We start from the raw sequence: 26,488 nt of genomic DNA on the forward strand, positions 1-26,488 counted from the left end.
ATTTTATTTATATAAATAAAAGATAAAACACTAGCTTTTCTTTCATGAAACTTTTACACTTGTCTTATTAAACTTATTTAAAAGGAGCTAACTATGTTAAAACTATATACTGATGCTTCCACTAAAGGGAACCCTGGCCCAAGCGGCGCTGGAGTTGTCGTGATTGGGGAAAATATTTATGATCAACTTGCTTTTCCATTAACAAACTTATTAGACAATCATGAAGCTGAATTTGAAGCCTTAATTTGTGGTTTAACCTATTTAAAAGAACAAAATATGCAAGCTGGCACATTAATGATCTATACAGATAGCCAAATTGTAGCTAGAGCCGTTGAGCGCAATTACGCAAAAAAAGCAAATTATCAACTATACTTAAGTCAAATCCGTTCTCTTTTAGCTCCTTTTGAATTAACTTTTATTAATTGGGTAGCTGAAAATCAAAATAAAGGTGCAGATCATATGGCTCGTCAAGCTTTACAAGAAAGGTTAAAATCAATTGAACAAAAAAGCTCAATTGATTGAATTTTTATGAATAAACAGTATACTAAAACTAAGGAATAGTTCATTTGCTTATGTTGGCTCTTCCAGTTTAAAACAATAAAGGAGTTGTTCTAATTATGATAGTCCTATTAACAGCTAGATCAGCCTCTGATAATGCAGGTATTGCTATGTTGCTACTAACTTCACTGATTCTTTTTATTTTAGGTCGTTTGATTTATAAAGGCAAAATGCTTTGGATTTTAGCCAAAGAACCAAAAGGGAATCCTAGCAAATTAAAAATTCAACAACAATTTAGATTAGCTAGACGAGTTGGTTCTAGTGCAATTTGGGCCGCAGTAGTCACTTTATTTGGTGGTTTAAGTTCAATTAGAGTTTCTTCGGATAGCCTTCACACTCTTTTCTTTTCTGCCTTTATCTTTTCAATAGTTGGTCCAACTATTTATTTAACACAAAAAACAAATAGGTCATAATTTGGCTATAAAAGCTTGTAAAAAAGGCTAAGAATTCTCTTAACTGAGAATTCTTAGCCTTTTAATTTGATTAATAGTGATAAACTTCTTGGTAAATCTTATCTTGCAGTGCCAATAAATAACGAGGATTTAAAGGTTCGCCTGTTGCATTTTTAATTAATTCATTTGGTTCTTTAAGAGAACCATATTGATGAATATTATCCGTTAACCATTGACGGATTGGTTCATAGTTACCCGTTTTATAGATAGCTGCCAAGTCTAGTTCTTGAGCCATAGAATGTTGTAATTGAGCTGCATACATAAAGCCTAAAGCATACGATGGGAAATAGCCAAAACTGCCACCACTCCAATGCACATCTTGTAGAATACCAACTGTATCATTTTCAGGTGTAATCCCTAGATACTCTTGATATTTTTCATTCCAAATTTGAGGCAAGTCAGAAACAGACACCCCTTCATTAAAAATCAGCTTTTCAATCTCATAACGGATAATAATATGCAATGGATATGTTAACGTATCTGCTTCAATTCGAATCAAAGATGGCGCTGTTTTATGAAGACCTTTATAGAATGTCTCAAAATCAATGTCATCTAATTTTCCTTCACTATATGATTGAAGCAATTCATAGTTGTCCTGCCAAAAATTCTTATCACTACCCATCACAATTTCGTAAAATAATGACTGCGATTCGTGAATCCCCATTGATACTCCTCCTCGCAAAGGAGTGTAATCAAAACGTTCAGCAATATTTTGTTCATATATACCATGACCAGCTTCATGAATAATGCCAAATACAGCCATTTTAAAATTATGTTCATCCCATCTTGTTGTGATTCGTGCATCATTTCGGTTCATACTTTCCATAAAAGGATGTGTCGTATCATCTAAACGACCCGCGGTAAAACGATAACCCATTTTTTCAATCACTTTTATACTAAAAGCTCGCTGATTTTCAATACTGATATACCGACTTAAAAAATCAGTTGTTGGAGTTGTTCCATTTTCGTTAATTTTTTTTACTATTTCTTGAATCCCCTCACGAAGTTCAGTAAAAACAGCATCTAAAATCTCGACAGTCATCCCTGGCTCATATTGGTTTAATAAAACATCATAGGGAGTCTTTTCATCCTTATGCCAATACTCAATGAATTTCTTTTTAAAAGCAATAATTTTAGCTAATGAAGGTTCAAAAATAGTGAAATCTTGTGCATCACGAGCTTTGCGCCAAGAGCTATCTGCTTGAGAAATAACTTTAATAAATTCTTGGTACTCAGCTTGTGGAATCTTATGATTTAAATCATAGTTCTTTTGGACAATTTCAACCATTTTTTTCAATTCAGAGTTCAGCTCTTCTTGATGTTGGCTTAAATAAGCCAAGTAATCAGCCATACTTTTAGAAACTGATTTTTCAAAAGCTAAACCAGCAATATAGCTAGTTACTTCTGAGCGGTGCTCACTAGAATCTTCTGGCATACCTGTTAATGCATCCCAACCTAATAAAGCATCTGTTTCTTCTAGCAATGAAATTTCTTTTAATAAACCTAAAAATCCCTGTATTTGTTGTTCTAATTCTGTCATATTTAGTCCTCCTGTTTACGCGGTGCACGAGGTGGACGTTCTCCCCAATATTGGAAGAAATCGGTTCTTAAAGCACCGTTGTATAATTTACGTTTTTTAGTTGCACGTTCGCCATAAAAACTTTCAAAAGTTAAATCACTTGTTAAAATATACTTACTCCACGTTTTTAGTGGACGATAAGTCGTACCCATTTGACGATAAAGAGTATGAACAGCTTCCTCTTCACCTAAACGTTCACCATATGGTGGATTTGCAATAATTACTCCATATTTTTTATCGGTAGTAAAATCACTTAACTGCATTTGTTTAAAGGTGATGCTATCTCCTAAACCAGCTTCAATAGCATTTTCTTGTGCGATTTCAATCATATAGCCATCGATATCTGTCCCTACAATATCTAATTCAACGTCATAATCCGCTAAACCTTCAGCTTCCGTACGTACTTCAGACCAAATCTCTTTATCAAACCATTCCCACTCTTCTGCCGCAAAACTACGGTTAAAGCCTGGTGCAATATTGTGCCCAATCAAGGCTGCTTCAATTGGAATCGTTCCAGAACCACATACAGGATCATATAGAGGGCGGTCTTTTCTCCAACTTGTTAACATAACTAACGCCGCTGCCATATTTTCTTTTAGCGGAGCGCCACCTTTAGAGGTACGGTAGCCACGTTTAAACAAACTTGGTCCAGTAGTATCTAAAGTCAAGGTAACTTTATCTTTTAACAAAGCCACTTCTAATTGATACAAGGCACCTGTTTCAGGCAAACGAGTATTCCGATGGTAGACATCACTTAACCGGTCAACAATCGCTTTTTTTACAATCGCTTGGCAATCTGAAACACTATATAGTTTTGATTTAATCGATTTTCCAGCTACAGGAAAATGCGCATCCATCGGCAATAAATCTTCCCATGGTAGAGCTTTCGTTTTTTCAAATAATTCATCAAATTCGTACGCATCAAATTCTCCAACAATAATTTTAACTCGATCTGCTGTGCGTAACCATAAATTGGTTTTAGCAATGTCACGTTCTGTTCCTTTAAAAAAGACCTTACCGTTCTCTACTTGACACTCATACCCTAAATCTTTAATTTCTTTCCCGACAAGAGCTTCAATCCCACTAGCTGCCGTTGCAACAAGTTGAAAATTTTTCATTTAAATTCCTCACTTCTATTTTGATTACTTGATCAAAATAAGTTTATTTCATTCCTCTATCTACAAAAAACTTATTTATAAACAGTTCTTTCCTATTGTAGCACTTTTTAGATGCGATTTCACAAAAATTTGATCGGTTGATACAAACTAAACTAAATAAAAAAGCGCCACCTTCAAAAGAAGATGGAGCCTTCCTGAATTTGTAAATTTCTGTAAGCCATGTTCTGTCTCAGATAAAAAGTCAGGGTCTCTTTTATCCGGAGGTAATTATCTGTCTGCAATTACTTGCCTCTTTCTCTCGTTGAATTCCTTAGAAAGAGTGCCCCTACCAAAGTTTGGGTTGCTCGCTCGAGGGGTTTACCGCGTTCCACCATTAGCGTTTCCACTAATGCTTCGTCACTGTGGCACTTTTCAAGAATACTCAGGCATAGTTACAAGTAACCTTAGCACTTTTTTTCTGCCGTTACTTTATATTTCTATAAAGGCCTTAGCTTATTTTTTCGCTAAGCACGAACACTACAAGCATCTCAGCTTGTGCGAGCATGGACTTTCCTCAGCCTAGTCTAGCTAGACCGCAATTACCCAAAATTTACAAATTTTATTGAATTTTTTATTCATTTAACTAAATTTAAACTTATAATTCATCTGTATCGTCTAATTTTGAACCAAATACGTGTCTTTCTAAGTTAGAAAGGCGTTTTAAAATATCAAAATTAGTTACTGTTGTATTCGGTTGTGCTGAATACGCTGGTTTTGCAACAGTCGCTTGTTTAGTTAATTCGTCCACTTTACTAAGTAAACGCTCATTTTCAGCTTTCAGTTGCGTTAATTCTTTGTTGTACGATTCATAATCGCGGATTACATTATCCAAAAACTCATCAACTTCCGCTGGACTATAGCCGCGCATTGCTGTTTTAAATTCTTTTTGTAAAATATCTTTTGTGGTTAAATTTCTATTTGCCATGGTTACACCTCATTTTTTCATACTCTCACAAATTGATTATAACACAATTTTGTAACTTAATGCTATTGTACCAAAAATAACAGTAAAAAAAAACTAATTTTACAAATCACTACTACTATTTTGCAATTGATCAAAGTCAATCAAGGAACAAGGATAGTTAACTTGATCTGCTTTACGTTGAATTGCTTCATATAAGTATTTTGTTTTCCCTTCAAATTCGGGATCATAAACTAATAAAGCTTCATCACTATGGTCTAATAAAAATTGTTGATGCGCTCTTAATTGGAGCGGATTTTCATATGGTTTATGCGAAGTGCTATCTGTATAATCTGCGTATCCTTTAATTTTTTCTAATTTCATTCGATTTTGTTCATTCCAGTTAGAGCCAAACTCATAAAACGGAAAAATAACCCCTAGTTTGATTTCTGGATAATCACTTTTCAATTCATTGACTACTTCTGCACTCCATTGTTCTACGCCAGATTGTCCACCAACTAAAATCCATTCAACCCCATTTTCAATCAAGTTTATTAAATTTTCTTTTAAACATTTTTTTATGACTATTATTTTAGGATCATCCTCTTTAAATACACCTAATTCAAAAGAACGATATCCACTGATTATTAAATTTGACATAAGCTACCAGCCTTCTACTTTTCTTTACCGCCTATAATTTGATATAATAGAAAAAGGAGTGTGATTATTTGTGGCTATTAAATATCCAAACGGTAAGAGCTATACTAATAGTGCCGAATTTAGCAAAAAAAAGCAAGCCCCGAAAAAAGATCATTCTTTCGCCAAACGTGGAATGACCTTGGAAGAGGATATAAATGCTAGCAATGAAAGCTATCTAGCTTTTGGAAAAGCGGTTATCCATAAAAAACCAACACCTGTTCAAATCGTGCAAGTGGATTATCCAAAAAGAAGCGCTGCGGTAATTAAAGAAGCTTATTTTAGACAAGCTTCTACAACAGATTATAATGGGGTATATAAAGGTTTTTATTTAGATTTCGAAGCGAAGGAAACGAAAAACAAACAATCTTTTCCTTTGAAAAATTTCCATGAGCACCAAATAACTCATATGAAACAATGTATCGAGCAACAAGCCATTTGTTTTGTTCTCTTGCGTTTTTCATTATCTAATCGGCTCTTTTTGCTTGAGGCAACCAAACTAATTTCATTCTGGGACTTACAAAATAATGAAGGTCGCAAGTCAATTCCATTAGAAGAACTTGAAAAATCTGGCTATGAATTGTATTATGGGTTATCCCCTCGCATCCCGTATTTAGATGCAGTTGATTTAATTATTGAAAAAGCGGACGAATAATCGTCTTTTGAAGGAGTAGATAAATGATGGACAATAATAATGACGAGATGTCACGAGTTGCACAGAAACAAAAGAAAACAACAACTAAAGTTAAAAAAAATGGAAAACCTAAAATGAAACTTTGGAAAAAAATCATTTTAAGTATTGTTGGTATCGGCGTTATCGGACTAGCATCTGGAGTAGCATTATTTGCTTATTATGCTTCTTCTGCCCCAACGTTAACTGAAAAAGATTTACGTGGCGTGATTTCATCTAAAATCTTAGATAGTAAGGGTCAGGTTATTAAAGAAATTGGAAGTGAAAATCGTGAAGTCGCTGAAGGGGATGAGATTCCTCAACAACTTAAAGACGCCATTACTTCCATTGAGGATCGCCGTTTTTATAAACATTTCGGTATTGATCCCATTCGAATTGGCGGGGCTGTCGTTGCCAATTTAACTGGTGGATTTGCTTCCGAAGGTGGAAGTACATTAACCCAACAATTAGTTAAACTTTCAGTCTTTTCCACAAAAGCCTCAGATCAAACCTTAAAAAGAAAAGCTCAAGAAGCTTGGCTTGCTATTCAATTAGAGCGCAAATTTTCAAAGGAACAAATCCTTGAATTTTATATTAATAAAATCTATCTTGCTAATAATAATTACGGTATGGCCAAAGCTAGTACCTATTATTTTGGAAAACCTTTAACTGAATTAAGTTTAGCTCAGGTGGCTTTATTAGCTGGTATGCCACAAGCTCCTAACACCTATGATCCTTACACGAATCCTGAGGAAGCAACTAAACGTCGCAACTTGGTCTTAGACGCTATGTATGACAATAAAAAAATTACAGCAAGTGAGCGTGATGCGGCTAAAGCAGAAGATGTAACGACAGGTCTTGTGGAACATCAAGCCGATAGTTCAGATGATTTAGTGATTGATGCTTATTTAGAACAGGTTATTGAAGAGGTTACGAAAAAAACAGATTTAGATGTCTTCACTGATGGATTAACTGTTTATACAAACTTAGATATGGATGCGCAAAAACATCTTTATGATACCTTAAATACAGAAGACTATATTGCTTATCCAGATGATCAATTGCAAGCTGGTGTCTCTATGGTAGACGTAAATACTGGACAAATTAAAGCGTTAGGTGGAAGTCGCAAACAAACTGCTCAACGTGGCTTAAATCGCGCTACTGATTTAAAACGTAGTGTTGGTTCAACAATGAAACCTTTATCTGCCTACGGGCCAGCAATTGACTATTTAAATTATTCAACCTATCAACAAGTAATTGACGGACCTTACACTTATTCTGATGGAACGCCAATTGCCAATTATGACAAACGCTATCGAGGTCAAATGTCCATTCGAACAGCGTTAGAAGATTCGAGAAATATTCCAGCATTAAAAACCTTGCAAGAAGTCGGTTTAGATAAATCGAATACATTCTTACAAGGATTAGGAATCGATATTAAGCAACCTGATGGAGTTACCAACGGCTTAGTCGAATCTAATGCTATTGGTGGTGAGGTTACCCCTCTTCAATTATCTGCGGCATATGCGGCCTTTGCCAATGGTGGGACGTATTATGAACCTTATGCAGTTAGCAAAGTTGTCTTACAAAATGACTCTGAAATTGATTTAAAAACCAAAGGTACAGAAGCAATGAAAGATTCAACTGCTTACATGATGACTGATATGCTGAAAGATGTCATTAAAAGCGGAACGGGAACAAACGCACAAATTCCAAACTTACCACAAGCTGGTAAAACCGGAACAACCAATTACGATGATACAGTTGCGGCTAAGTTCCCTGATTCTTCTGCTCCAGATGCTTGGTTCAGTGGATATACAACAAATTACTCAATTTCTGTTTGGGTAGGATATGATGATCCAAATGCAGATAATCATGATCTAAATCCGACTTCACAAAAATTACCAGGCTTAATTTATAAAGAATTAATGTCCCACGTTTCAGCAAATATCGAAACAAAAGATTGGAAAAAGCCAAGTACAGTTGTCTCTTCCGCTGTAGAAAACGGTTCTAATCCTGCTAAAAAGCCAGGACCAAACACACCACAAAGTAGCATTGTTAATGAACTATTTGTCAAAGGTTTTGCTCCTACAGAAACATCAATTTCTTACGGGGAAGCATTAACTGCTCCAACAGGATTAACGGCTAGCTACGATAAAGCGAAGAACAGCATTTCAATTTCTTGGGATGCATACAAGTTACAAGCTTCAGGTACACCAAGTTATGTTCTAACAGTCGGTGGACAAAGTTATACAACCAGTGATTTAAATTATACGGTCTTATCACCTCCTGAAGGTGAAGTAAGTATTAGCCTTTCTGTTAGCGCAAATGGAAAAACTGGACCTGCGGCATCTACTTCAGTTCAAGTACCAAAAACAACTGAAGAACCGCCAGCAAAAGATTCTTCTAGTGATAGTTCTAGTCAAAGCAGTTCGTCTAGTTCAAGCAGTAGCAGTTCATCTGCTACATCTTCTTCATCAGAACCAGAAAGTAGCAGTTCTAGCAGTAGCAGTGAGGAAGTTCCTGATCCAGAGGGCACACCGCCTCCTGGAGGGACCGCAAGAAATACCAACGCTAAAAGTGGCAGTAAAGAAACCATTCCATTTTTAGCTGGACTGACTAGTTTTGTTAAAAATTGGTTTTAATCGTTGAATAAAAAAAGTTCTCTCTCAAAATAGTTTTATTTTGAGAGAGAACTTTTTTATTTATTTTTAAATACCCATCCGTTGTTTGCCTTCACGACATTCTTCTAACAACGGGCAAATATCACATTTAGGACTCCTAGCTGTACAATGATAACGACCAAAAAAAATAAGACGGTGATGGGCTTCAACCCACATTGATTCGGGTAATTTTTTCATTAATGTTGCTTCCACTTCACCCACCGAATCTTTTAAGCGGCATATCCCTAAGCGTTTTGTTACTCGTTCAACATGGGTATCAACGGCTATAGCAGGTACACCAAAAGCATCTCCTAGTACAACATTGGCCGTCTTGATACCTACACCTGGTAAAGAAGTAAGCTCTTTTCTCGTTTTTGGCACCTCACCGTTAAACTCATCAATCAACTTACGACAGCATCCCTGTATATGTCTAGCTTTATTACGAAATAGACCAATCGTCTTAATATCATCCATGATTGCTTCCACTGGAACAGCCAAAAAGGCTTCTGGAGTTGGATATTTTTCAAATAGATGTGGTGTGACTTTATTAACTGAAATATCTGTTGCTTGCGCACTTAGCATCACCGCAATTAATAATTCAAAGGGATTTTTATGTGTCAATTCACATTTAGCATTAGGGAACATCTCCCCCATCACTTCAATAGCATGAATTGTTTTAGCTTTTGAGAACAAACTTCTACCTCCTCTACTGACTACTCATTTTTCAACCAATTATGCAAAGGTACTTGCATGGTAGATTCATTTTTTGCTGCTTTTTTTACTTGATTCGCTGGTGCTGAATTTTGTCTGAATTTTTCAGACTCTTTTAATACTTGATCTTTTGTCCGTATATTTTTGCGTTCCCAGCTTAACAAAATTCGATCAACATATTTCAAGCTATAAACTTGGCTCAAAACAGCTTCTCGTAAAGCCAACTCGATTAATTCCAACGCATAATGATCTTCATCTAGCCACATTCCAATCGTTTCAATTTCAATCGGCGATAACGGTCTGCCAAATTCTGCTTCAAATTGTTCATATAAATTCTTTTCTTGATCAATCGAATCAGATTGTTTTTTTATTTGCTCTTCTTGATGGATATAAATGACTAATTTATCCCAAAGTAAGGTTAAACTATAATAATCCTGACTTTTCCCATCAGGGCTTGTTTCCGTTTCGATAGTTAAGACTTGTTTCTTTATCAACTCATGGATACCTTGAAAAACTTCGTCTGTTGAGCTGCCCATTCGATCTGCAATTTGTTTGGTATCGGGAAATAAACTCCCTTGATCGATCATCGCTTTTAATTGGATAATTAAAACAAGCTCTTCATTGCTTAGACCTATTTGACGGTAATAGGTTAATAGAACATTAGAAACCGTTGTGTCTCCCGCTTTTAACCATTTTTGTAACACTTGATTATTCATCTTCATCAAACTCCTTACTTCATTATCTTACGCTATTTTTTGTGGTAAAACAACTGATCAATGAAAAGAAAAGATGTTACCTAATAAATAGGTAACATCTGCTTTCATATTAAGGATAGATACGATTTAATAGACGTGGGAATGGAATTGACTCACGAATATGTTCTGTACCACTAATCCAAGTTACCGCTCTTTCAAGACCTAAGCCAAAACCAGAATGCGGAACTGTTCCATATTTACGTAAATCTAAATACCAAGCGTAATCTTCTTCTGTTAAACCGAATTTTTTAATTGCAGCTGATAGATTATCAAAATCAACTTCACGTTCACTACCACCAATGATTTCTCCATAACCTTCTGGAGCAATCATATCTGCACATAAAACAACATCATCACGATCAGGATGTGGCTTCATATAGAATGGTTTAATCGCTTTAGGATAGTTCAAAATAAAGACTGGTTTATCAAATGAACTAGCAATAAAGGTTTCGTGAGGTGAACCAAAGTCATCTCCCCATTTAACATCATCAAAGCCATTTTCATTTAATAACTTAACAGCATCATCATATGAAATTCTTGGGAATGGCAACTCTGTATATTTTTTCAATAATTCTTTATCGCGTTCTAAGACGTTCAATGCATAATCACAATTATCTAAAACACTTTGGACTAAATAAGCAACGTATTGTTCTTGGACTTCTAAGCTTTGATCTTGATCCATAAAGGCCATTTCTGGTTCAATCATCCAAAATTCAATCAAATGACGACGAGTTTTAGATTTTTCAGCTCTAAATGTTGGACCAAATGAAAAGACTTTACCAAAAGCCATTGCAGCTGCTTCCATATACAATTGACCACTTTGAGAAAGATAAGCTTCTTCATCAAAATACTCAGTATGGAATAATTCTGTTGTATCTTCAGCAGCACTTGCTGTTAAAATAGGTGGATCAATTTTCATAAATCCTTCTTTATTAAAGAATTCGTAAGTTGCACGAATCAATTCATTTCTAATTTGCATAATTGCATGTTGTTTTGAAGAACGTAGCCAAAGATGACGATGGTCCATTAAAAATTCAGTTCCATGTTCTTTAGGAGTAATTGGATAGTCATGACTTTCACCAATAACTTCAACACCACTGACAACAATTTCGTAACCGAATTTTGAGCGGCTATCTTCTTGAATCGTTCCTTTAACCATAATTGATGTTTCTTGATTTAAACCTTTTGCTAATTGAAAAACATCATCGCCAACTTCACTTTTTACTACGATTCCTTGGAAAAAAGCTGTTCCATCTCGTAATTGTAAAAAGGCAATTTTACCACTTGAGCGTTTATTTGCCACCCATGCTCCAATCTCTACTTCTTCACCAACATAATTTTTTGCTTCATTAATCGTAATTCTCTTCACGTCTGCTTGCTCCTTTAGTTCAACTGAATTTTTTAGTCATTCATTTTTTCTAGTACATACTGATTTATTCGCTCAATCCCTTTAGTTAATGTTACTAAATCTGTTGCATAACTAATTCTAAAATTATCTGGTGCACCAAACCCAGAACCTTGGACGACCGCTACATGAGCTTCCATTAAAAGTCCATCGACAAATTCATCAACAGATGAGAACCCACAAGCCATCGCTGCTTTTTTGACATTAGGAAATAAATAAAAAGCTCCTTGTGGCTTTTTGACATCAAATCCAGGAATAGCTGACAATAGTGAATAAGCTACATTTAATCGTTCTTCAAAAGCTTGACGCATCGTTTCAACAATCTCTTGATCGCCACTTAATGCTTCAATCGCTGCATATTGACTCGCTGCTGTTGGATTACTAGTTGAATGACTTGCCACATCAATCATGGCTTTAATAATCTTCGCATTCCCCAAAGCGTATCCAATCCGCCACCCTGTCATTGCATAAGTCTTTGAAACACCATTCACTAAAATAGTTTGAGCTTTAATTTCATCAGATATCGTCGCAATCGAAATGAACTCATGTCCATTATAAATCAGTTTGCCATAAATTTCATCTGAAACAATTAAAATATTATTTTTAACTGCCCAATTTCCAATTGCCGCCAACTCTTCTTTTGTATAAATCATCCCAGTTGGGTTCGAAGGAGAATTCAGTAAAAGGGCTTTTGTTTTGGAAGATAGCTGTGCTTCAAGTTGCGCCACAGTTACCTTATAATCATTTTCAGGTTGTGTTTCAATCACAACAGGTTGTCCTGCCGCTAATTTCACTTGTTCTGTATAGCTAACCCAGTAAGGTGCTAAAATTAAAACTTCATCACCTTCATTTAAAATAGCTTGAAACAAATTATATAACACATTTTTAGCACCGTCTGCGACGATAACTTCATTGTCTTCATAAACAAGTCCTTCATCTTCTAAAACGCGCTGTAACACCGCTTTACGCAACTCTGGTAAACCAGCCGTTGCAGTGTAGTAACTAGCACTTCCGTTTTCAATAGATCGAATCGCTGCTTTTTTGATTGAATCCGCAGTCTGAAAATCAGGTTCCCCAACCCCTAAGCCAATAATATCAATGCCTTCAGCAAGTAATTTTTTAGCTTTTGCACTTGTTGCTAAAGTAATCGATGGTGATACATTTTTCATTCTCTCAGAAATTAAATCCATTCTTCCACGCCCCCATTATTTACTACTTAAATATTGCCAATATCACGAACATACTCTCCGTCTTTTAGCGTAATAATATGATAACCTAGTCGTCCATTTTCTTCTTTATAAGCAACTTCCCAAATTGGGACGCCTTTTTCCATCCCAATTCTTGTTTCTAAAATTTTCTTAGGATTTTTGGCTTCACGAGTTAACTTACGAGCTTCGCTTTCAGAAATTGTATCGCTTTGTTGAATAATTTGCGTTTTTGCTCCTTTTTTTGCAATAATCACGATAATATTTTCTTTTTTATCATTTTTTCCAGTTACTGTAAAATAAGTTTCAGTTCCATTATACCAGAAAAATTGATCCATTTCTTTTAATCCTGCATGTTCTTCAGCGATTTCTACAGCTTCTTTTCGTGCTTTCGCCATCGGTTGATGCCCAACATAATACACATACCCCGCTCCAATGACAATAATGGACATCACAATCGTTAAGGTTAAAATAATTCCTTTTTTCATTCGTTCACCTACTTTAATGAGTTTATAATTAATTTCACACGATTAGTTTTATTCTAACTCTTCTAGTATATCAAATTTCCAGCGCTTTTTTTACACGAAATTCTTATATTTAACGTAAGAATTTTTTGGTTTCAGCCGAAATTTCTTTAATCGTTAATGACTCTTTAGGCAATTCTTTAGGTAATGCTTGCAGCATATGCTTACCGTAATTAGTTTTAAATAAACGATCGTCTAAAATTAATAGAATCCCTTTGTCCTGCTCTGACCGAATTAAGCGCCCTAATCCCTGTCTTAAACGTAAAGTTGCTTTTGGTAAAGCATCTACTGAAAAAGGATTTAACTGTTGCTGGGCAAGTAATTGGTATTTCGCTTTTGTATAGGGCTGCTCTGGTGAATCAAAAGGCAAACGCGTAATCACAATCATCCGCAAGGCTTTGCCTGGTAAATCGACACCTTCCCAAAAACTATCTGCACCTAACAAAATCCCACCATTGGCATGAAAAAAACGTTTTAACATCCGCTCTCTACTGCCAGAAATCCCTTGAGCTAAAATTTCTCTTTCTGTAAATAAAGCTTTTTGTTGAATGCCTCGATAAACATCTTGCAAGGTCTCTAATGAATTAAATAGCACGAGCATATTTTCTACATTTTCTGTCGCTAATTGTTCTAAATGGCTGATAATGTCTGTAACATATTGTTTCTTCGATAAGCTCTTAATTGGTTTCATATCTGTTGAAAAATAAAGTCGTGCTTGCTTGGCATAGTTATACGGTGAAGGTAGTACTAAAGTAGTTAATTCAGCTTCACCAATTTGCTCTGTGAAATAAGAAAAACTTTCTTTAATTTCTAATGTTGCACCTGTATAAACTATTTTAGGAATCTTTTCAACCAAATTTGTTTGTAAGAAACTACCACTATCTAATTTTGAACGTTTTATTTTAAAACTATTTTTTGGACTTTTTTCATTGTAAGTAAACCAAGTCACATCATTTTTTTCAGACAATTGGAAAACTTCCGTAAACACCACATGGTTCTTAGCTATGCCCTTAAGCAATTGGTTAAACTCTTCTACAAAATAAATTTTGGATAATCCTAGTTGTTCTTTTTCATTTAAACAATTAGCTACGATTTGTTCTCCAATAAAATTAATTTCAACAAATAAAGCATGAATATCTTTAATCGCTTTTTTTATTTCTAAAGGCCAAATCGTTTCAGGATCCACTAAAATTTCTGTATATTCTTGATGTTTTTGTGAACCTTCTTTTAAGGAGTAGCTCCAAGCTAATAAATAATCAATAAAATCAGATAATTGCTCATCCAAAGATAAAATACTCATTTCTAAACTCGTCAGTTGATACATTTTAATCGCTTTTACTCGTTTTCCTAATTGACAAAATTGTTGTAAAAAACTTGAGTCCACTTCAACTTTACCCAATGTTCGGAAAGCTTGAATTAAGCTGTAGTAATTAAATAGCTCGCTAGAAGCACTAATAGCAACATCAGAAAGATGGTGAGCTTCATCAACGACTAAGGTTTCAACACTTGGTAATTCTCGTTCTTCTCTTTGCAAATCGTGGCATAAAAAAGCATGGTTCGTCACAATTAAACTGGCTTTTTCTGCTTGTTTTTTAGCAAATAAGTAAAAATCTTCGTCTTTCCATGCATCTTCCTTGGCGTCTACCAACCAACCTCGATGGCGCACTTTTTGCCAAAAAGGTTGATTTAAATTGGCTAAATTCAACTCATCAATATCTCCTGTTTTAGTTATGGTTAACCAAGTTAAAATTCGCATTTTAATTAAAGCTTCGTTTTTATGTGTCGTTTCTTTTTTTAATTCCGCTTCATACTTGGCTAGATGTAAATAATGACTTTTGCTTTTAATAATAGCTGCAGAAAGTTTAAAAGGCAGTAGTTGATTCAACTGCGCAATGTCTTTTTCCATCAGTTGCTTTTGCAATAATGTCGTATAGGTACTTACCATTACCGGTTTTTCTGGTGTTCCATGATAAGCCAATGGAATTAAATAACCTAAAGTTTTCCCAACACCCGTCGCAGCTTCTATCGCCATATGTTTTTTAGAATCCCCAGAAAAATAAGTATTTAAGGTATCCATCATGGTTATTTGAGCTTCACGTACTGTCAATTTATCTTTAAATAAAGTCGTTTTCTCATCTGTACCGAGTGGATAATCAGATTGCTCCCGATAAGAACGGCTTTCAATTACAACTTCTTTCTTTTGAAGCGCAATGCCATTTTTTATAAGTAGATTTTCTGGTAACGGTGGCAAACTACTTTTAAGTTCCTCTAAACGATCACTAAAAAATTCAGCGGTATCCATTGAACAATGTTGAGCCAAAGGAACCAATTTTTCTAACGTTACTAGGGGCAATTCTTTGGCTTTTTCTTTTAGAAGTAAAAAAAGTTGCCCAGTAACATACGCATCACTATCTGCTTGATGCGGATTCTCATGTTTAAAATTAAATTGCGTAGCTAAATCCGTTAATCGAAAACTTGGTGCTGTGGGTAGTAGAATTTGAGCTAACTCAACAGTATCCATCCCTTTTAGTTTAAGCGGCGGCAAGCCACTTTGTTTTAATTCTCCATTTAAAAATTGATAATCAAATTGAATGTTATGAGCGACAAATATACAATCTGCTAAAAGATTATATATTGTAGTAGCAACATCTTCAAAATAGGGCGCATTTGCAACTTGTTTCGTTGTAATACCCGTTAAATATTCAATTTGCTTTGGAATACGCATTAATGGGTTAATGTCTGTCGCAAATTTTTGAACAATTTCGCCATCTTCAATTAATACACAGCCAAATTGGATCATTTTATCGCCATTTTCAACATTTCCACCAGTCGTCTCAATGTCAACAACTGCGTATGTTTCTGTCTTTTTCAAAATCGTCACCTAATTCTTGTTTCGTCATGTTTTTCATCACTATACATCATACTATGAAGTGGCTAAAAATACAAAAAAACCTTACGAAACAACCAAAAAATCTGGAAATTTCGTAAGGTTATACTATTAGAATTTTTCTGGATATAAATCTTTCACTGTTTTAGTTGGATCAATCACAATATATAAATGATTGTCTTTAACATGAGAGCTTTGGTACTCATTGTCATTGCCATCTGAATCTGTCGCTTTATATGGGAAATACACGCGGTCTTTATCCACAATTACGTCAGATTTAGGATGATTTGCATCTTTGTATAAAATATCCATCATTTCGATATCTGGATATTGTGTTGCACGTTCAAACATACCTAATTCTAATCCACCTAAGTTAATATCATCTGTATGAACATGATCTGCTTCTTGAGCAATTTCAATTCTTAAAGACTCACAAGGATAAATTTCTTGAAAATCACTTGTTCCAATTCTACCAAAACTTTTCGTAATTTGTTTAATCCATAAATCACCGATATGCTCTTTTCCAATTGTCCATGTTTCACCATTTCTGAAAAAGAATTTTAGTCCTACTACTTCTCTTTTCATGTGTATGATCTCCTTCGCAGTGTATTCTTTAGAATTTGGTGTTAGCGCTAACGAATTAACCTAACCCACACATACAGTTTACCATACTCTAAAATAAAATGCTTAAATTTAATCAGATTTTTAATCCATTTTGGAAACCCTCTCAAGTAATTAGACGTTAGATGCTATTATTTTCGCCAAGGGTCATGACAAGTAAAGCTTTTTGCCCGTGAAGTCTATTTCCCGCTTGTTGATAAATTAAGGAGTGTGGTCCATCGATGATTTCGCTAGTGACTTCTTCCTCACGATGGGCAGGTAAGCAATGTAAAAAATGATAGTCTGGTTTTGCATACGCTACTAATTTCGCATTTACTTGATACTCTTCGGCAAAATCTTTTAATCGACTATCATTTTCTGCTTCTTGTCCCATACTTGTCCATACATCTGTATAAATAAAATCAGCATCTGTTACAGCCTCAATTGGACTTTCAGATATGGATATAACGGCACCTGTTGATTCGGCAATATCTTGGGCTATTTTTAAAATAACCGGATCAACTGCGTATCCTTGAGGAATTCCACAATGAATCGTTAACCCGACCAAAGCACTTGCTAGTAACAATGAATGACAGACATTATTTCCATCGCCTAAATACGCCAATTTAACGCCCTCAAAAGTCCCCTTGACTTCATAAATAGTCAGCAAATCAGCGATTGCTTGACAAGGATGATGCTCATCTGTCAAACCATTAATAATTGGCATCGTCCCGTATTCAGCAAGTTGCTCCACAGTTTTATGGGCAAATGTCCGAATCATTAACCCATCTAGGTATTCGGATAGAACCTTTGCGGTATCGATGATTGGTTCGCCACGACCAATTTGCAAATCACGAGAAAACAGCACAATAGCAGAACCACCTAACTGCAACATTCCAGCTTCAAATGATACTCTTGTACGAGTAGAAGCTTTGTCAAAAATCATGCCTAATATTTTGCCTTTTAAAGCTTCTTGATATTTTTCAGGCTTGCCTTTGATATCAATGGCTAATTCAATCATGGATTGTAATTCCTCTGAGCTCCATTCCAATAATGTTAATGTATCTTTTTTAGTTGTCTGCATTAAAATCCTCCTATTTATAAGAACTAGTTCCCTTACAATTTAGCTAACACTTTAAACAATTACTTCTTGAATCATTTGACTCGCCTGTTCCAATTCTGTTTTTGCCACTGTTAAAGGTGGTAAAATGCGCAGTACTTTTTCACCAGCACCAAGTACAAGTAAACCGTTAGTTCTTAATTTTTCAACAATTTCTACAACTGGGATTGTCAGTTCAATGCCAATCATCAACCCTATACCTCTGATAGCTACAACTTGCTTCTTAGCTGCTAACTGTTCATTTAGTATTTGTTTAAAAAACAAACTTTTATTGGTTACATCTGCTAAAAATGATTCTTCATTAATAATTTCAATTGTTTTACTAGCAACAGCCATCGCTAATTTATTGCCTCCAAAAGTTGAACCGTGAACTCCAGCGCCAAAACTCTTAGCTAATTCTTTTTTTCCTAACATTGCTCCAACTGGAAAACCACTACCTAAACCTTTTGCAAGTGTGATAATATCTGGTTCAAAATCATAATGCTGATAACAAAAAAAGTTCCCTGTCCGACCAATTCCTGTCTGGACTTCATCAACAATCACTAAAACACCCATTTTATGACACAAAGCAACTAAATCCGTAATATACTCCTTTTCAGCAGGAATCACGCCACCTTCACCTTGAACTAATTCCAACATAACCGCTGCTGTCTCTTCATCAATAGCTGCCTCTAATGCAGAAAAATCGTTATAGGCTACATAATCAAAGGTTGGCAATAATGAGCCAAATCCTTCATGAATTTTAGCTTGTCCTGTTGCGCTCATAGTGGCAAAAGTCCGACCATGAAATGAATTTTTGCACGTTATAATTTTTTCTTTCCCAGTATGTCTACGGGCTAATTTCAGTGCGGCTTCATTGGCTTCTGCACCACTATTCGCAAAAAATGCTACATAATTAACTCCACATAAAGCTTCAGCCACCTCTTCTTGCAAACTATTTTCAAACAAATTTGATGTGTGCCAAATTTTATGACTTTGTTCTTCTAGGACACTCACCAGTTGCGGATGACAGTGACCTAAGTTACAAACCGCTATTCCAGAGGTGAAATCTAAATAACTTTTCCCTTCTTGATCAAAAACGGTAGTTCCAAGTCCACGAACCAATTCAATCGGTACTTTTGTATAATTTTGAAACAAAGAGCTCACCATTAACTTCCCTCCCCAATCATTTTAGTTCCTTGCATCGTTAGTCCTAATGTAACCCGAACTTGTTTCACTCCATTTCGCAAAGCGTAATGAGCACACTTTAATTTAGGAATCATCCCACCAGAAACCGTCCCGTTTTCAATAAACAAATCCAGTTCCTGATAAGATAAGCTTTTTAGAATTTTCCCTTCTTTTTTAACGCCTAAAACCTCGGTCATTAAAATCAATTCCTCAGCTTTCATGGCTTCTGCAATTTTACTAGCTGTATCATCTGCATTAATATTCAACCATTGACCCTTATCATCAACCCCTAATGGTGCCACAATGGCAATATAGCCTTGATCTAGGACATCTTTAAGCAACTCAGTATTTACTGTTTTTATTTCTCCAACAAACCCCAAACTACCTTGTTGAACTTGACTAGCAGATAGTAACTTGTTATTAGCAGCATTCAACCCTAAACACTTTATTTTTTGCCGAGCAAATTGCTGAAGTAGGCTTGGCTGAACTTCCCCTAATAAAACCATTTTTGTCACTGCCAAAGCTTTTTCATTTGTGACACGTAAACCATTTTTTATTTCAACAGGGATAGCCAAATTTTCCATCCAATGTGTAATAGCTTTACCACCACCATGAACAATGATAATTTCTTTGCCTTGCTGCTGTAATTTTTTTAGATCTAAAAAAAATGTATCATCTAGCTCTTCACAAGAAACGCCGCCAATTTTAATCACAATCCGATTTGTTCCACTCATTTAATTTCCCCCTTATATAAAAAGTTTGTTGAGTCGATTAGCTCCGGCAAGAAAATAAGAAAAATTGAAATGGCACTTTTTGCCATTTCGAATTTTTATCTTTTGTTGAAGTACTGACTCATAAAAGCTAACTTTATTAAGTATGGTAACAAGCATTTATTTTGACGTATTCATAGCTTAAATCACATCCCCAAGCTACACCATTCTCATTGCCAACACCAACATCTACAGTGATTCGAATGACCTCATTTTGAAGATACTCTCGTAGTGCATTTGCATCATATAAGACCGCTTTTGTTCGATTTAATACTTCAATCGGTCCAATTTCAATGTTGATATTCTCTGGATTTAATGTACCTTCGCTATAGCCTAAAGCACATATAATTCGCCCCCAATTAGGGTCTTCGCCAAACATCGCTGTTTTTACCAAACTAGAGGAAACAATTGTTTTAGCAATCATTCGTGCTTCTAAAACAGATTTAGCTGATGCAACCGTTACTTCAATTAATTTTGTTGCTCCCTCACCGTCCTGAGCAATTTTTTTGGCTAAGTGCTGACAAACAGCATCAAAAGCATTTTTAAAAATAACATAATCTGACGTATCACTTGTTAGTTCTTCATTTTTAGCTGCTCCGTTTGCCATAACTAAAACCATATCATTCGTAGAGGTGTCCCCATCAACTGTAATTTGATTGAATGTTTGATTCACACTTTGACGCAATGTTTGGTCTAATAACTTTGCGTCAATAGCTACATCAGTTGTGATGAATGCTAACATAGTCGCCATATTGGGGTGAATCATTCCTGAACCTTTTGCCACACCTGAAATAGTCACCTTTTTTTTATTCAAGAGAACTTCCACCACAATCAACTTTTCACAGGTGTCCGTTGTCAAAATACTTTCGTGAAAATCACTTGGCTCTCCTTTTGAATAATCAAGCGCCGTTATCCCAGCTGTAATTTTGTCCATAGGCAATGGTTCGCCGATAATCCCTGTTGAAGCTACCGCAATTTCGGTTGCTGGAATACCTAATTTATTCGCTGTTAATTGCCGCATTTGGTAAGCATCCTCTATCCCTTGCTGCCCATTACAAGCATTTGCATTTCCACTATTCACTATAACTGCTTGTAATGTTTGGCCATTCTTCAAGCTATCTTTCGTTATATTAATTGGTGCAGCTTGAAACTGATTCGTTGTATAAACAGCTGCAGCTTGGGCTGGGAAAGTTGAATAAATCAACCCAATATCTTTCTTTTTATATTTTAATTTACCGTGTACACCAGCTGCAAAAAAACCAATTGGTGAAGCAATCGTTCCTTCGATATTTTTCATTTATTCATTGCTCCTTTTCTAAAATTACTTATGGAAAAATCGGGCTAAATTTCAAACCATCATTAGGTGCGAAACCAAAACTCTGATTTAAATTTTGGACTGCTTGACCAGCGGCTCCCTTGACTAAATTATCAATCGTCGAAACGATAATGACTTGATTTGTAGTAGGATTTACTGTCATTCCTATATCGCAAAAATTTGATCCCACAACTTGTTTAATGGTTGGCAATTTGTTTGGTGCTTGTATTCGAACAAAAGGCTTATCGTTATAATGACTCGTATAAAAAGCGTTTAACTCCTCTGTTGTTAATCTGCTCTTTAACTTAGCATATATCGTGGTACTTATCCCTCGCGTAATTGGGATTAAGGAAGTTGAAAATTGAATATTCTCAACTCCTGACTGCCATTTTTTTAATTGTTGAATGATCTCAGGGATATGTTGATGTTGATTCATTTTATAGATTGTTAAATTATCATTGACTTCCGTGTACATGCTTGTTGTTTGCATTGATTTTCCGGCGCCAGATAAACCTGATTTGGCATCGACAACAATCGAATCTAGCTCAATAAGGTCTTCTATTATCAAAGGGGCTAAAGCAAGTAAGGTTGCTGTTGCGTAACATCCTGGATTTGAAATTAATTTTTGCTTTTTAACATCAGCCCATTCACTTAAACCGTAAATAGCTTGATCCAATAGCCCTTTTTCAGCTGCTGGAAAATGATACCAAGTTGGATAATCGTCAGGATTTTTCAAACGTAAATCTCCTGATAAATCAATAACCGTCAAACCTGCCTCAAGAAACGGTGCCACTTGATCCTTTGCTATTCCTGAAGGAGCTGCAAAAAAAACAACTTGGCTATGTTGACAAATACGTGAAACATCAATTGGTTCTAATGGTAATTCGCAAATCCCTTTTAAATGCGGATATAAATATGCAACATTTTCTGAATAATTAGAATAACTATGCAAAGAAAAAATCTCTACTTTTGAATGTGATTCTAATAAACGAATTAATTCTAACCCACTATATCCCGTTGCCCCAATAATAGAAATCTTCAAAAAACCACTCCTCATTTGAATATAAAGCTTATTATAGTCAAAGACATTCTAGAAGTCAACTTGTTTAACGCACTTTTTCTAATCTTTTTCTAATCTTTGTATAAATGCATAAACAATGTATAAAAACACCCCGAGATATTCACTTATACTAACTAAAAAAAGAGCTAGAAATGATCATGGGATTGTCATTTCTAGCTCTTTTTTTAGGAAGTCTCATAGATTCTCTTCGATTCATCACATTAGTTAACTAGTTTTGACCAACTCTTTTAAACTAACTCTTCGAAATTTCGAAGGAACAAAAATACTTTAGCAAATCATCTCTAATTCAATTTTTCATAATTTAAACACATTTTTCACTCTCAAAAAAACCCTTATTTCCAAAGAAATAAGGGTTTAACAATTCATCTAATTAATTAGTTGAAAATACGGAATCTTGCTGCATCATCCATATATTCTTTTTCGCCAGCTTCTGCTACGATTGAACCAAAAGGCATTTGTGCTCTTAAGTTCCAAGCTGCTGGTAAATCCCACTCTGCTTTAACTGCATCGTCAATAAGTGGATTGTAATGTTGTAAACTTGCACCAATATTTTCTTCTGCTAAAGCTGTCCAAACAGAATGTTGTGCAATTCCGCTTGATTGCTCTGACCAAACTGGGAAATTATCTGCATATAATTCAAATTGGTTTTGTAAGTTTTTCACGATATCTGTATCTTCAAAGAATAAAATTGTTCCATATCCAGAGCGGAATGAATTCAATTTAGCTAAAGTTGACTCAAATGCATCTGCAGGAACTTCTTTTCTTAGCGCATCTTCAACAATACTCCATAATTTATTATGAGATTCGTTAAATAATACTACAACTCGAGATGTTTGTGAGTTGAATGATGCTGGGCTTTCTTTAACTGCTTCTTTTACCAATGATACGATTGCATCATCTGCTAAAGTTACATCTTTACCGATTCCATAGATAGAACGACGATTTTTTAATAATTCAATATATTTGTTTGACATGTTGTTTTCCTCCTCTAATTTGCTTACAAACAATATATTACCATCTTTCTTTTAGTAAGTAAACCTTTTTTACTTACTTTTTTAAAGTTTTATACAAAACAGGGATAAAACAGGCTATTTGTGTACTTCTACTCCACTAACAAATAGATTTTACCCCTTATTGTTCTTCTAACATTCCACTTCCTAAATAGTTTTTTAAAATTTCTCAGTCCATACTTCCCTCAGCTAAATAGCTCTGCTTGACATTAGATTCGCATTAATCTATATTTAACATAGATATCTATCTATATATAGAAGTAGATTCTATAAAATAGCTTTCACATACTGATAGCTATTGATCCATATAATTTATATCAATAAAAGGAGCGTTTATTAAATGACCTATGCACTTGAATTAACAGATTTAAAAAAAGTCTATGCAACAGGCGTGGAAGCTTTGCGAGGCATCAATTTAGTCGTAGAAGAAGGTGATTTTTATGCATTATTGGGTCCAAATGGTGCTGGAAAATCAACAACAATAGGCATTATTACATCACTTGTTAACAAAACTTCTGGAAAAGTAAAAGTTTTTGGTTATGACATTGATACAGACTTAGTTCGCGCAAAACAGCAGATTGGTCTCGTCCCTCAAGAATTCAACTTTAATCCATTTGAAACAGTGGAACAAATAGTTGTCAATCAAGCAGGCTATTATGGTGTCCCTCGAAATGAAGCACTAAAACGTAGCGAAAAATACCTAAAACAATCTAATTTGTGGGAAAAACGCCACGAGCGCGCACGTATGCTCTCTGGAGGAATGAAACGTCGCTTAATGATTGCACGAGCATTGATGCATGAACCGCGTCTACTAATTTTAGATGAACCGACCGCCGGTGTTGATATTGAATTAAGACGAGAAATGTGGACATTCCTAAGAGAATTGAATGAGAATGGCACCACTATTATCTTGACAACCCATTATCTAGAAGAAGCCGAGATGCTTTGCCGTAATATTGGTATCATTCAATCTGGTGAATTAATTGAAAATACAAGTATGAAAACTTTGTTAGCAAAATTAGAGTTTGAAACCTTTATATTTGATTTAGCTCCTTACGACAAAAAGCCAGCAATTAACGGTTATCAAAGCTTTTTTGAAGATGACTTGACGCTAGCAGTTGAAGTTGAGCGCAATCAAGGGTTGAATAACTTATTTGAGCAACTGACCAAACAAAATATAAGTGTGCTCTCCATGCGCAACAAATCCAATCGACTGGAAGAACTATTTCTAAAAATCACGGAGGAAAAACATGTATAAATTATATTTTACAGCACTGAAAAGCTTAGCAGCAAAAGAAACCAACCGCTACCTACGAATTTGGATCCAAACCTTAGTTCCGCCTGTTATTACCACTTCGCTTTATTTTGTCATTTTTGGAAATCTAATTGGAGGAAGAATTGGCGAAATAGAAGGATTTTCTTACATGGAGTTTATCGTACCTGGACTCATTATGATGTCTGTTATTACAAGTTCGTATTCAAATGTCGCTTCTTCTTTTTTCTCACAGAAATTGCAAAAGAATATTGAAGAATTATTAATTGCGCCTGTTCCCACACATGTTATCATTTGGGGATTCGTCATTGGCGGACTCGGTAGAAGTATCTTAGTTGGCACACTCGTTACAATCATCTCATTGTTTTTTGTTCCACTTCATGTTTACTCATGGTTCATTGTTATCGTTACACTCCTTATGACGGCCATTTTATTTTCATTAGCTGGTCTACTGAATGGTGTTTTCGCTAAGTCTTATGATGATGTCTCAATTGTCCCTACTTTTGTTTTACAGCCACTAACTTATCTTGGTGGTGTGTTTTATGCTATTTCAATGTTGCCGCCATTTTGGCAAGCAGTTTCTAAAATTAACCCAATTGTTTATATGGTTTCTGGATTCCGTTATGGCTTCCTTGGACAAACGGATGTCCCAATCGCATTCTCTTTATCTATCCTTGTTCTCTTTACCATCATTTTGTATAGTGTTTGCTGGTATTTAATTAATAAAGGTCGAGGTTTAAGAAGTTAGGCCTTTATTTCGGCCGAAAAGACACCTGTCTTTTCGGCTTTTTTTCTCTACATAATAAGAGCATCTGTACTTAATACTTAAATGACTAAAAACTAAATTTTACACAACATAATCAGTTCACCGTCATCATCTGTTTCTCCAGAATCAATAAAACCAAACTCTTCATATAAGTGAATAGCTAGTTTATTATTCAAATCAACACCTAACGCAACCGTATTTGTAAGACCATATGCTTTTTCCCGAATGTTATACATTACCGCTCTCATCGCTTTTTTTCCATAACCATAACCTTGATATTTCGCATCAATTAAAAAATGCCAGATATTATACATCTGATCATTTTCATCAAAAATAAGTGAAACATATCCAATTAGTTGTTCCTCTTCATATATTCCGTAAGGACTTACTGCATCTCTGGATACATAAGCATATGCTAGACTTTTACTCGTAGTTGCAACGAAACTTTTTTGACTTTCCTTAACTTGTAGTTGTAAAATATCTTCAATATTCTCTTTAGTGACCTCTTTCAAGCTAATTTGATTCATTTTTTCTCTCCTAATCCTTAAATTAGTCAAGTAAATATAATCCATTCAACACGTAAAAGCAATCACTTGACCAAGATTCCTTTTATTATTTAAATTACTCATTTTTATCATAGTAATCACTCCTTCATTTATAATTATGAAAATAGTATAACACGCGGTTTAAAACAATGCAAAGCTAGTCTATAGTTCTTATTGTTCACAACAAAAAAAAGCTTACAAGAATTCATCTCATAAACTTTTAAGAATTTTTTTAACCTTATTTACCATTAAGTAGCATTCAATTTTATTGTAATTTAAAAATCTGATTTGTGAGTTTTTGAAATTCTGCAATATTCTCTGATAGCAGAGAATAATAATGCCATTTACCTTCTTTACGAGCGGACACAATCCCAGCATCTATCAAGACTTTCATATGATGTGAAAGCGTTGGCTGTGTAAAGTTAAAATCATCTAAAATATCACAAGCACATTTTTCACCCGTAGAAATCTTATCTACTATCTGTAATCGATTTGGCTCAGCAATAGCTTTCATCATTTTTGATACTCTTAAATAGTCCACTATCCCACCTCCACATAGATATCTATCTATGTTTAATATAGGGGTTTATTCCTATTTTGTCAAATCCTACTTTCTCTAAAGGCTATTGCTACTTCCCACAAACATAAAAAAACCAACAATAATAAATGACCTATTGT

Annotated in this window: 25 protein-coding genes and 1 other RNA gene; 6 read left to right on the forward strand and 20 right to left on the reverse strand. The window is 35.0% G+C overall.

What is annotated here, in order from left to right; genetic code table 11:
- The first annotated feature begins 93 nt into the window (after positions 1-93).
- On the forward strand, positions 94-522 hold the full coding sequence (locus BR77_RS03330) for a ribonuclease HI family protein (protein ID WP_010051240.1): 429 nt from the start codon (positions 94-96) through the stop codon (positions 520-522).
- Between the two features lie 95 nt (positions 523-617).
- A complete protein-coding gene (locus tag BR77_RS03335) occupies positions 618-971 on the forward strand; it encodes a hypothetical protein (RefSeq protein WP_015076281.1) in 354 nt (117 codons plus the stop codon).
- Between the two features lie 70 nt (positions 972-1,041).
- Here BR77_RS03335 and BR77_RS03340 read toward each other — a convergent pair whose 3' ends face one another.
- The 5 genes from BR77_RS03340 to BR77_RS03355 form a co-directional block, all read right to left on the reverse strand.
- On the reverse strand, positions 1,042-2,550 hold the full coding sequence (locus BR77_RS03340; protein WP_015076280.1) for a gluzincin family metallopeptidase: 1,509 nt from the start codon (positions 2,548-2,550) through the stop codon (positions 1,042-1,044).
- A 2-nt stretch (positions 2,551-2,552) separates the two neighbouring features.
- Positions 2,553-3,707, reverse strand: a complete 1,155-nt coding sequence (locus tag BR77_RS03345) for a THUMP domain-containing class I SAM-dependent RNA methyltransferase (RefSeq protein ID WP_015076279.1) — start codon at positions 3,705-3,707, stop codon at positions 2,553-2,555.
- Between the two features lie 208 nt (positions 3,708-3,915).
- An RNA gene (gene rnpB, locus BR77_RS18585) (RNase P RNA component class B) lies at positions 3,916-4,297 on the reverse strand.
- A gap of 44 nt (positions 4,298-4,341) precedes the next feature.
- Positions 4,342-4,671 (reverse strand): cell division regulator GpsB, encoded by a 330-nt coding sequence (gene gpsB, locus BR77_RS03350; RefSeq protein WP_010051232.1) that lies wholly within the window; start codon positions 4,669-4,671, stop codon positions 4,342-4,344.
- Between the two features lie 99 nt (positions 4,672-4,770).
- Entirely contained in the window at positions 4,771-5,307 is a 537-nt protein-coding gene (locus tag BR77_RS03355; RefSeq protein WP_015076278.1) for an SLOG family protein, read from the reverse strand.
- A gap of 70 nt (positions 5,308-5,377) precedes the next feature.
- On the opposite strand from BR77_RS03355, the gene recU reads away from it, so the two are divergent.
- Complete coding sequence (gene recU / locus BR77_RS03360) at positions 5,378-5,998, forward strand: Holliday junction resolvase RecU (protein ID WP_010051228.1); 621 nt, start codon at positions 5,378-5,380, stop codon at positions 5,996-5,998.
- Between the two features lie 23 nt (positions 5,999-6,021).
- Positions 6,022-8,658 carry a PBP1A family penicillin-binding protein gene (locus tag BR77_RS03365; protein WP_016356427.1) on the forward strand — a complete coding sequence of 879 codons (2,637 nt, stop codon included), beginning with the start codon at positions 6,022-6,024 and terminating at the stop codon, positions 8,656-8,658.
- A gap of 66 nt (positions 8,659-8,724) precedes the next feature.
- Here BR77_RS03365 and nth read toward each other — a convergent pair whose 3' ends face one another.
- The 13 genes from nth to BR77_RS03430 form a co-directional block, all read right to left on the reverse strand.
- Positions 8,725-9,369 (reverse strand): endonuclease III, encoded by a 645-nt coding sequence (gene nth, locus BR77_RS03370; RefSeq protein ID WP_015076276.1) that lies wholly within the window; start codon positions 9,367-9,369, stop codon positions 8,725-8,727.
- 20 nt (positions 9,370-9,389) lie between these two features.
- Entirely contained in the window at positions 9,390-10,103 is a 714-nt protein-coding gene (locus BR77_RS03375; protein WP_015076275.1) for a DnaD domain-containing protein, read from the reverse strand.
- 109 nt (positions 10,104-10,212) lie between these two features.
- Positions 10,213-11,511 (reverse strand): asparagine--tRNA ligase, encoded by a 1,299-nt coding sequence (asnS, locus tag BR77_RS03380; protein ID WP_010051222.1) that lies wholly within the window; start codon positions 11,509-11,511, stop codon positions 10,213-10,215.
- Between the two features lie 32 nt (positions 11,512-11,543).
- On the reverse strand, positions 11,544-12,737 hold the full coding sequence (locus BR77_RS03385; protein ID WP_015076274.1) for a pyridoxal phosphate-dependent aminotransferase: 1,194 nt from the start codon (positions 12,735-12,737) through the stop codon (positions 11,544-11,546).
- Between the two features lie 26 nt (positions 12,738-12,763).
- The gene (locus BR77_RS03390; protein WP_010051220.1) at positions 12,764-13,240 is read right to left on the reverse strand and encodes a cell wall elongation regulator TseB-like domain-containing protein; all 477 of its coding nucleotides are present in this window, start codon (positions 13,238-13,240) and stop codon (positions 12,764-12,766) included.
- A 109-nt stretch (positions 13,241-13,349) separates the two neighbouring features.
- A complete protein-coding gene (gene dinG, locus BR77_RS03395) occupies positions 13,350-16,148 on the reverse strand; it encodes an ATP-dependent DNA helicase DinG (protein WP_015076273.1) in 2,799 nt (932 codons plus the stop codon).
- Between the two features lie 126 nt (positions 16,149-16,274).
- The gene (locus BR77_RS03400) at positions 16,275-16,748 is read right to left on the reverse strand and encodes a hypothetical protein (RefSeq protein ID WP_010051217.1); all 474 of its coding nucleotides are present in this window, start codon (positions 16,746-16,748) and stop codon (positions 16,275-16,277) included.
- A 157-nt stretch (positions 16,749-16,905) separates the two neighbouring features.
- Positions 16,906-17,847, reverse strand: coding sequence for an ornithine carbamoyltransferase (gene argF / locus BR77_RS03405; protein ID WP_015076272.1), 942 nt, complete (start codon positions 17,845-17,847; stop codon positions 16,906-16,908).
- 51 nt (positions 17,848-17,898) lie between these two features.
- Positions 17,899-19,029: an acetylornithine transaminase gene (locus BR77_RS03410; RefSeq protein WP_269446466.1), complete on the reverse strand. Its 1,131-nt coding sequence runs from the start codon at positions 19,027-19,029 to the stop codon at positions 17,899-17,901.
- Between the two features lie 2 nt (positions 19,030-19,031).
- Complete coding sequence (gene argB / locus BR77_RS03415; RefSeq protein ID WP_015076270.1) at positions 19,032-19,784, reverse strand: acetylglutamate kinase; 753 nt, start codon at positions 19,782-19,784, stop codon at positions 19,032-19,034.
- Between the two features lie 136 nt (positions 19,785-19,920).
- Positions 19,921-21,117 carry a bifunctional glutamate N-acetyltransferase/amino-acid acetyltransferase ArgJ gene (gene argJ / locus BR77_RS03420; protein ID WP_015076269.1) on the reverse strand — a complete coding sequence of 399 codons (1,197 nt, stop codon included), beginning with the start codon at positions 21,115-21,117 and terminating at the stop codon, positions 19,921-19,923.
- Between the two features lie 28 nt (positions 21,118-21,145).
- Positions 21,146-22,177: an N-acetyl-gamma-glutamyl-phosphate reductase gene (gene argC, locus BR77_RS03425; protein ID WP_015076268.1), complete on the reverse strand. Its 1,032-nt coding sequence runs from the start codon at positions 22,175-22,177 to the stop codon at positions 21,146-21,148.
- Positions 22,178-22,590: 413 nt separating this feature from the next.
- A complete protein-coding gene (locus tag BR77_RS03430) occupies positions 22,591-23,190 on the reverse strand; it encodes a nitroreductase family protein (protein WP_015076267.1) in 600 nt (199 codons plus the stop codon).
- 376 nt (positions 23,191-23,566) lie between these two features.
- Between BR77_RS03430 and BR77_RS03435 the strand changes: the two genes are divergently transcribed.
- Both BR77_RS03435 and BR77_RS03440 read left to right on the forward strand, forming a co-directional pair.
- Entirely contained in the window at positions 23,567-24,484 is a 918-nt protein-coding gene (locus tag BR77_RS03435) for an ABC transporter ATP-binding protein (protein ID WP_015076266.1), read from the forward strand.
- The gene (locus tag BR77_RS03440; protein WP_010050155.1) at positions 24,477-25,247 is read left to right on the forward strand and encodes an ABC transporter permease; all 771 of its coding nucleotides are present in this window, start codon (positions 24,477-24,479) and stop codon (positions 25,245-25,247) included. Before BR77_RS03435 ends, BR77_RS03440 begins: the two co-directional genes overlap by 8 nt.
- A 92-nt stretch (positions 25,248-25,339) precedes the next feature.
- Here the strand turns inward: BR77_RS03440 and BR77_RS03445 are convergent, their stop codons facing one another.
- Positions 25,340-25,792, reverse strand: coding sequence for a GNAT family N-acetyltransferase (locus tag BR77_RS03445; RefSeq protein ID WP_015076265.1), 453 nt, complete (start codon positions 25,790-25,792; stop codon positions 25,340-25,342).
- Between the two features lie 283 nt (positions 25,793-26,075).
- Entirely contained in the window at positions 26,076-26,351 is a 276-nt protein-coding gene (locus BR77_RS03450; RefSeq protein ID WP_010050153.1) for an ArsR/SmtB family transcription factor, read from the reverse strand.
- Positions 26,352-26,488: the final 137 nt, after the last annotated feature.

The organism is Carnobacterium maltaromaticum DSM 20342 (genome assembly GCF_000744945.1).
In the GTDB taxonomy this organism is placed as follows: Bacteria; Bacillota; Bacilli; order Lactobacillales; family Carnobacteriaceae; genus Carnobacterium; species Carnobacterium maltaromaticum.

Coding starts and splice junctions, on each gene's coding strand:
- BR77_RS03330 (WP_010051240.1), top strand. CDS start 94: ATGTTAAAACTATATACTGATGCTTCCACTAAAGGGAACCCTGGCCCA.
- BR77_RS03335 (WP_015076281.1), top strand. CDS start 618: ATGATAGTCCTATTAACAGCTAGATCAGCCTCTGATAATGCAGGTATT.
- BR77_RS03340 (WP_015076280.1), bottom strand. CDS start 2,550: ATGACAGAATTAGAACAACAAATACAGGGATTTTTAGGTTTATTAAAA.
- BR77_RS03345 (WP_015076279.1), bottom strand. CDS start 3,707: ATGAAAAATTTTCAACTTGTTGCAACGGCAGCTAGTGGGATTGAAGCT.
- gpsB (WP_010051232.1), bottom strand. CDS start 4,671: ATGGCAAATAGAAATTTAACCACAAAAGATATTTTACAAAAAGAATTT.
- BR77_RS03355 (WP_015076278.1), bottom strand. CDS start 5,307: ATGTCAAATTTAATAATCAGTGGATATCGTTCTTTTGAATTAGGTGTA.
- BR77_RS03365 (WP_016356427.1), top strand. CDS start 6,022: ATGATGGACAATAATAATGACGAGATGTCACGAGTTGCACAGAAACAA.
- BR77_RS03375 (WP_015076275.1), bottom strand. CDS start 10,103: ATGAATAATCAAGTGTTACAAAAATGGTTAAAAGCGGGAGACACAACG.
- BR77_RS03385 (WP_015076274.1), bottom strand. CDS start 12,737: ATGGATTTAATTTCTGAGAGAATGAAAAATGTATCACCATCGATTACT.
- BR77_RS03390 (WP_010051220.1), bottom strand. CDS start 13,240: ATGAAAAAAGGAATTATTTTAACCTTAACGATTGTGATGTCCATTATT.
- BR77_RS03400 (WP_010051217.1), bottom strand. CDS start 16,748: ATGAAAAGAGAAGTAGTAGGACTAAAATTCTTTTTCAGAAATGGTGAA.
- argF (WP_015076272.1), bottom strand. CDS start 17,847: ATGCAGACAACTAAAAAAGATACATTAACATTATTGGAATGGAGCTCA.
- argB (WP_015076270.1), bottom strand. CDS start 19,784: ATGAGTGGAACAAATCGGATTGTGATTAAAATTGGCGGCGTTTCTTGT.
- argJ (WP_015076269.1), bottom strand. CDS start 21,117: ATGAAAAATATCGAAGGAACGATTGCTTCACCAATTGGTTTTTTTGCA.
- BR77_RS03430 (WP_015076267.1), bottom strand. CDS start 23,190: ATGTCAAACAAATATATTGAATTATTAAAAAATCGTCGTTCTATCTAT.
- BR77_RS03435 (WP_015076266.1), top strand. CDS start 23,567: ATGACCTATGCACTTGAATTAACAGATTTAAAAAAAGTCTATGCAACA.
- BR77_RS03440 (WP_010050155.1), top strand. CDS start 24,477: ATGTATAAATTATATTTTACAGCACTGAAAAGCTTAGCAGCAAAAGAA.
- BR77_RS03445 (WP_015076265.1), bottom strand. CDS start 25,792: ATGAATCAAATTAGCTTGAAAGAGGTCACTAAAGAGAATATTGAAGAT.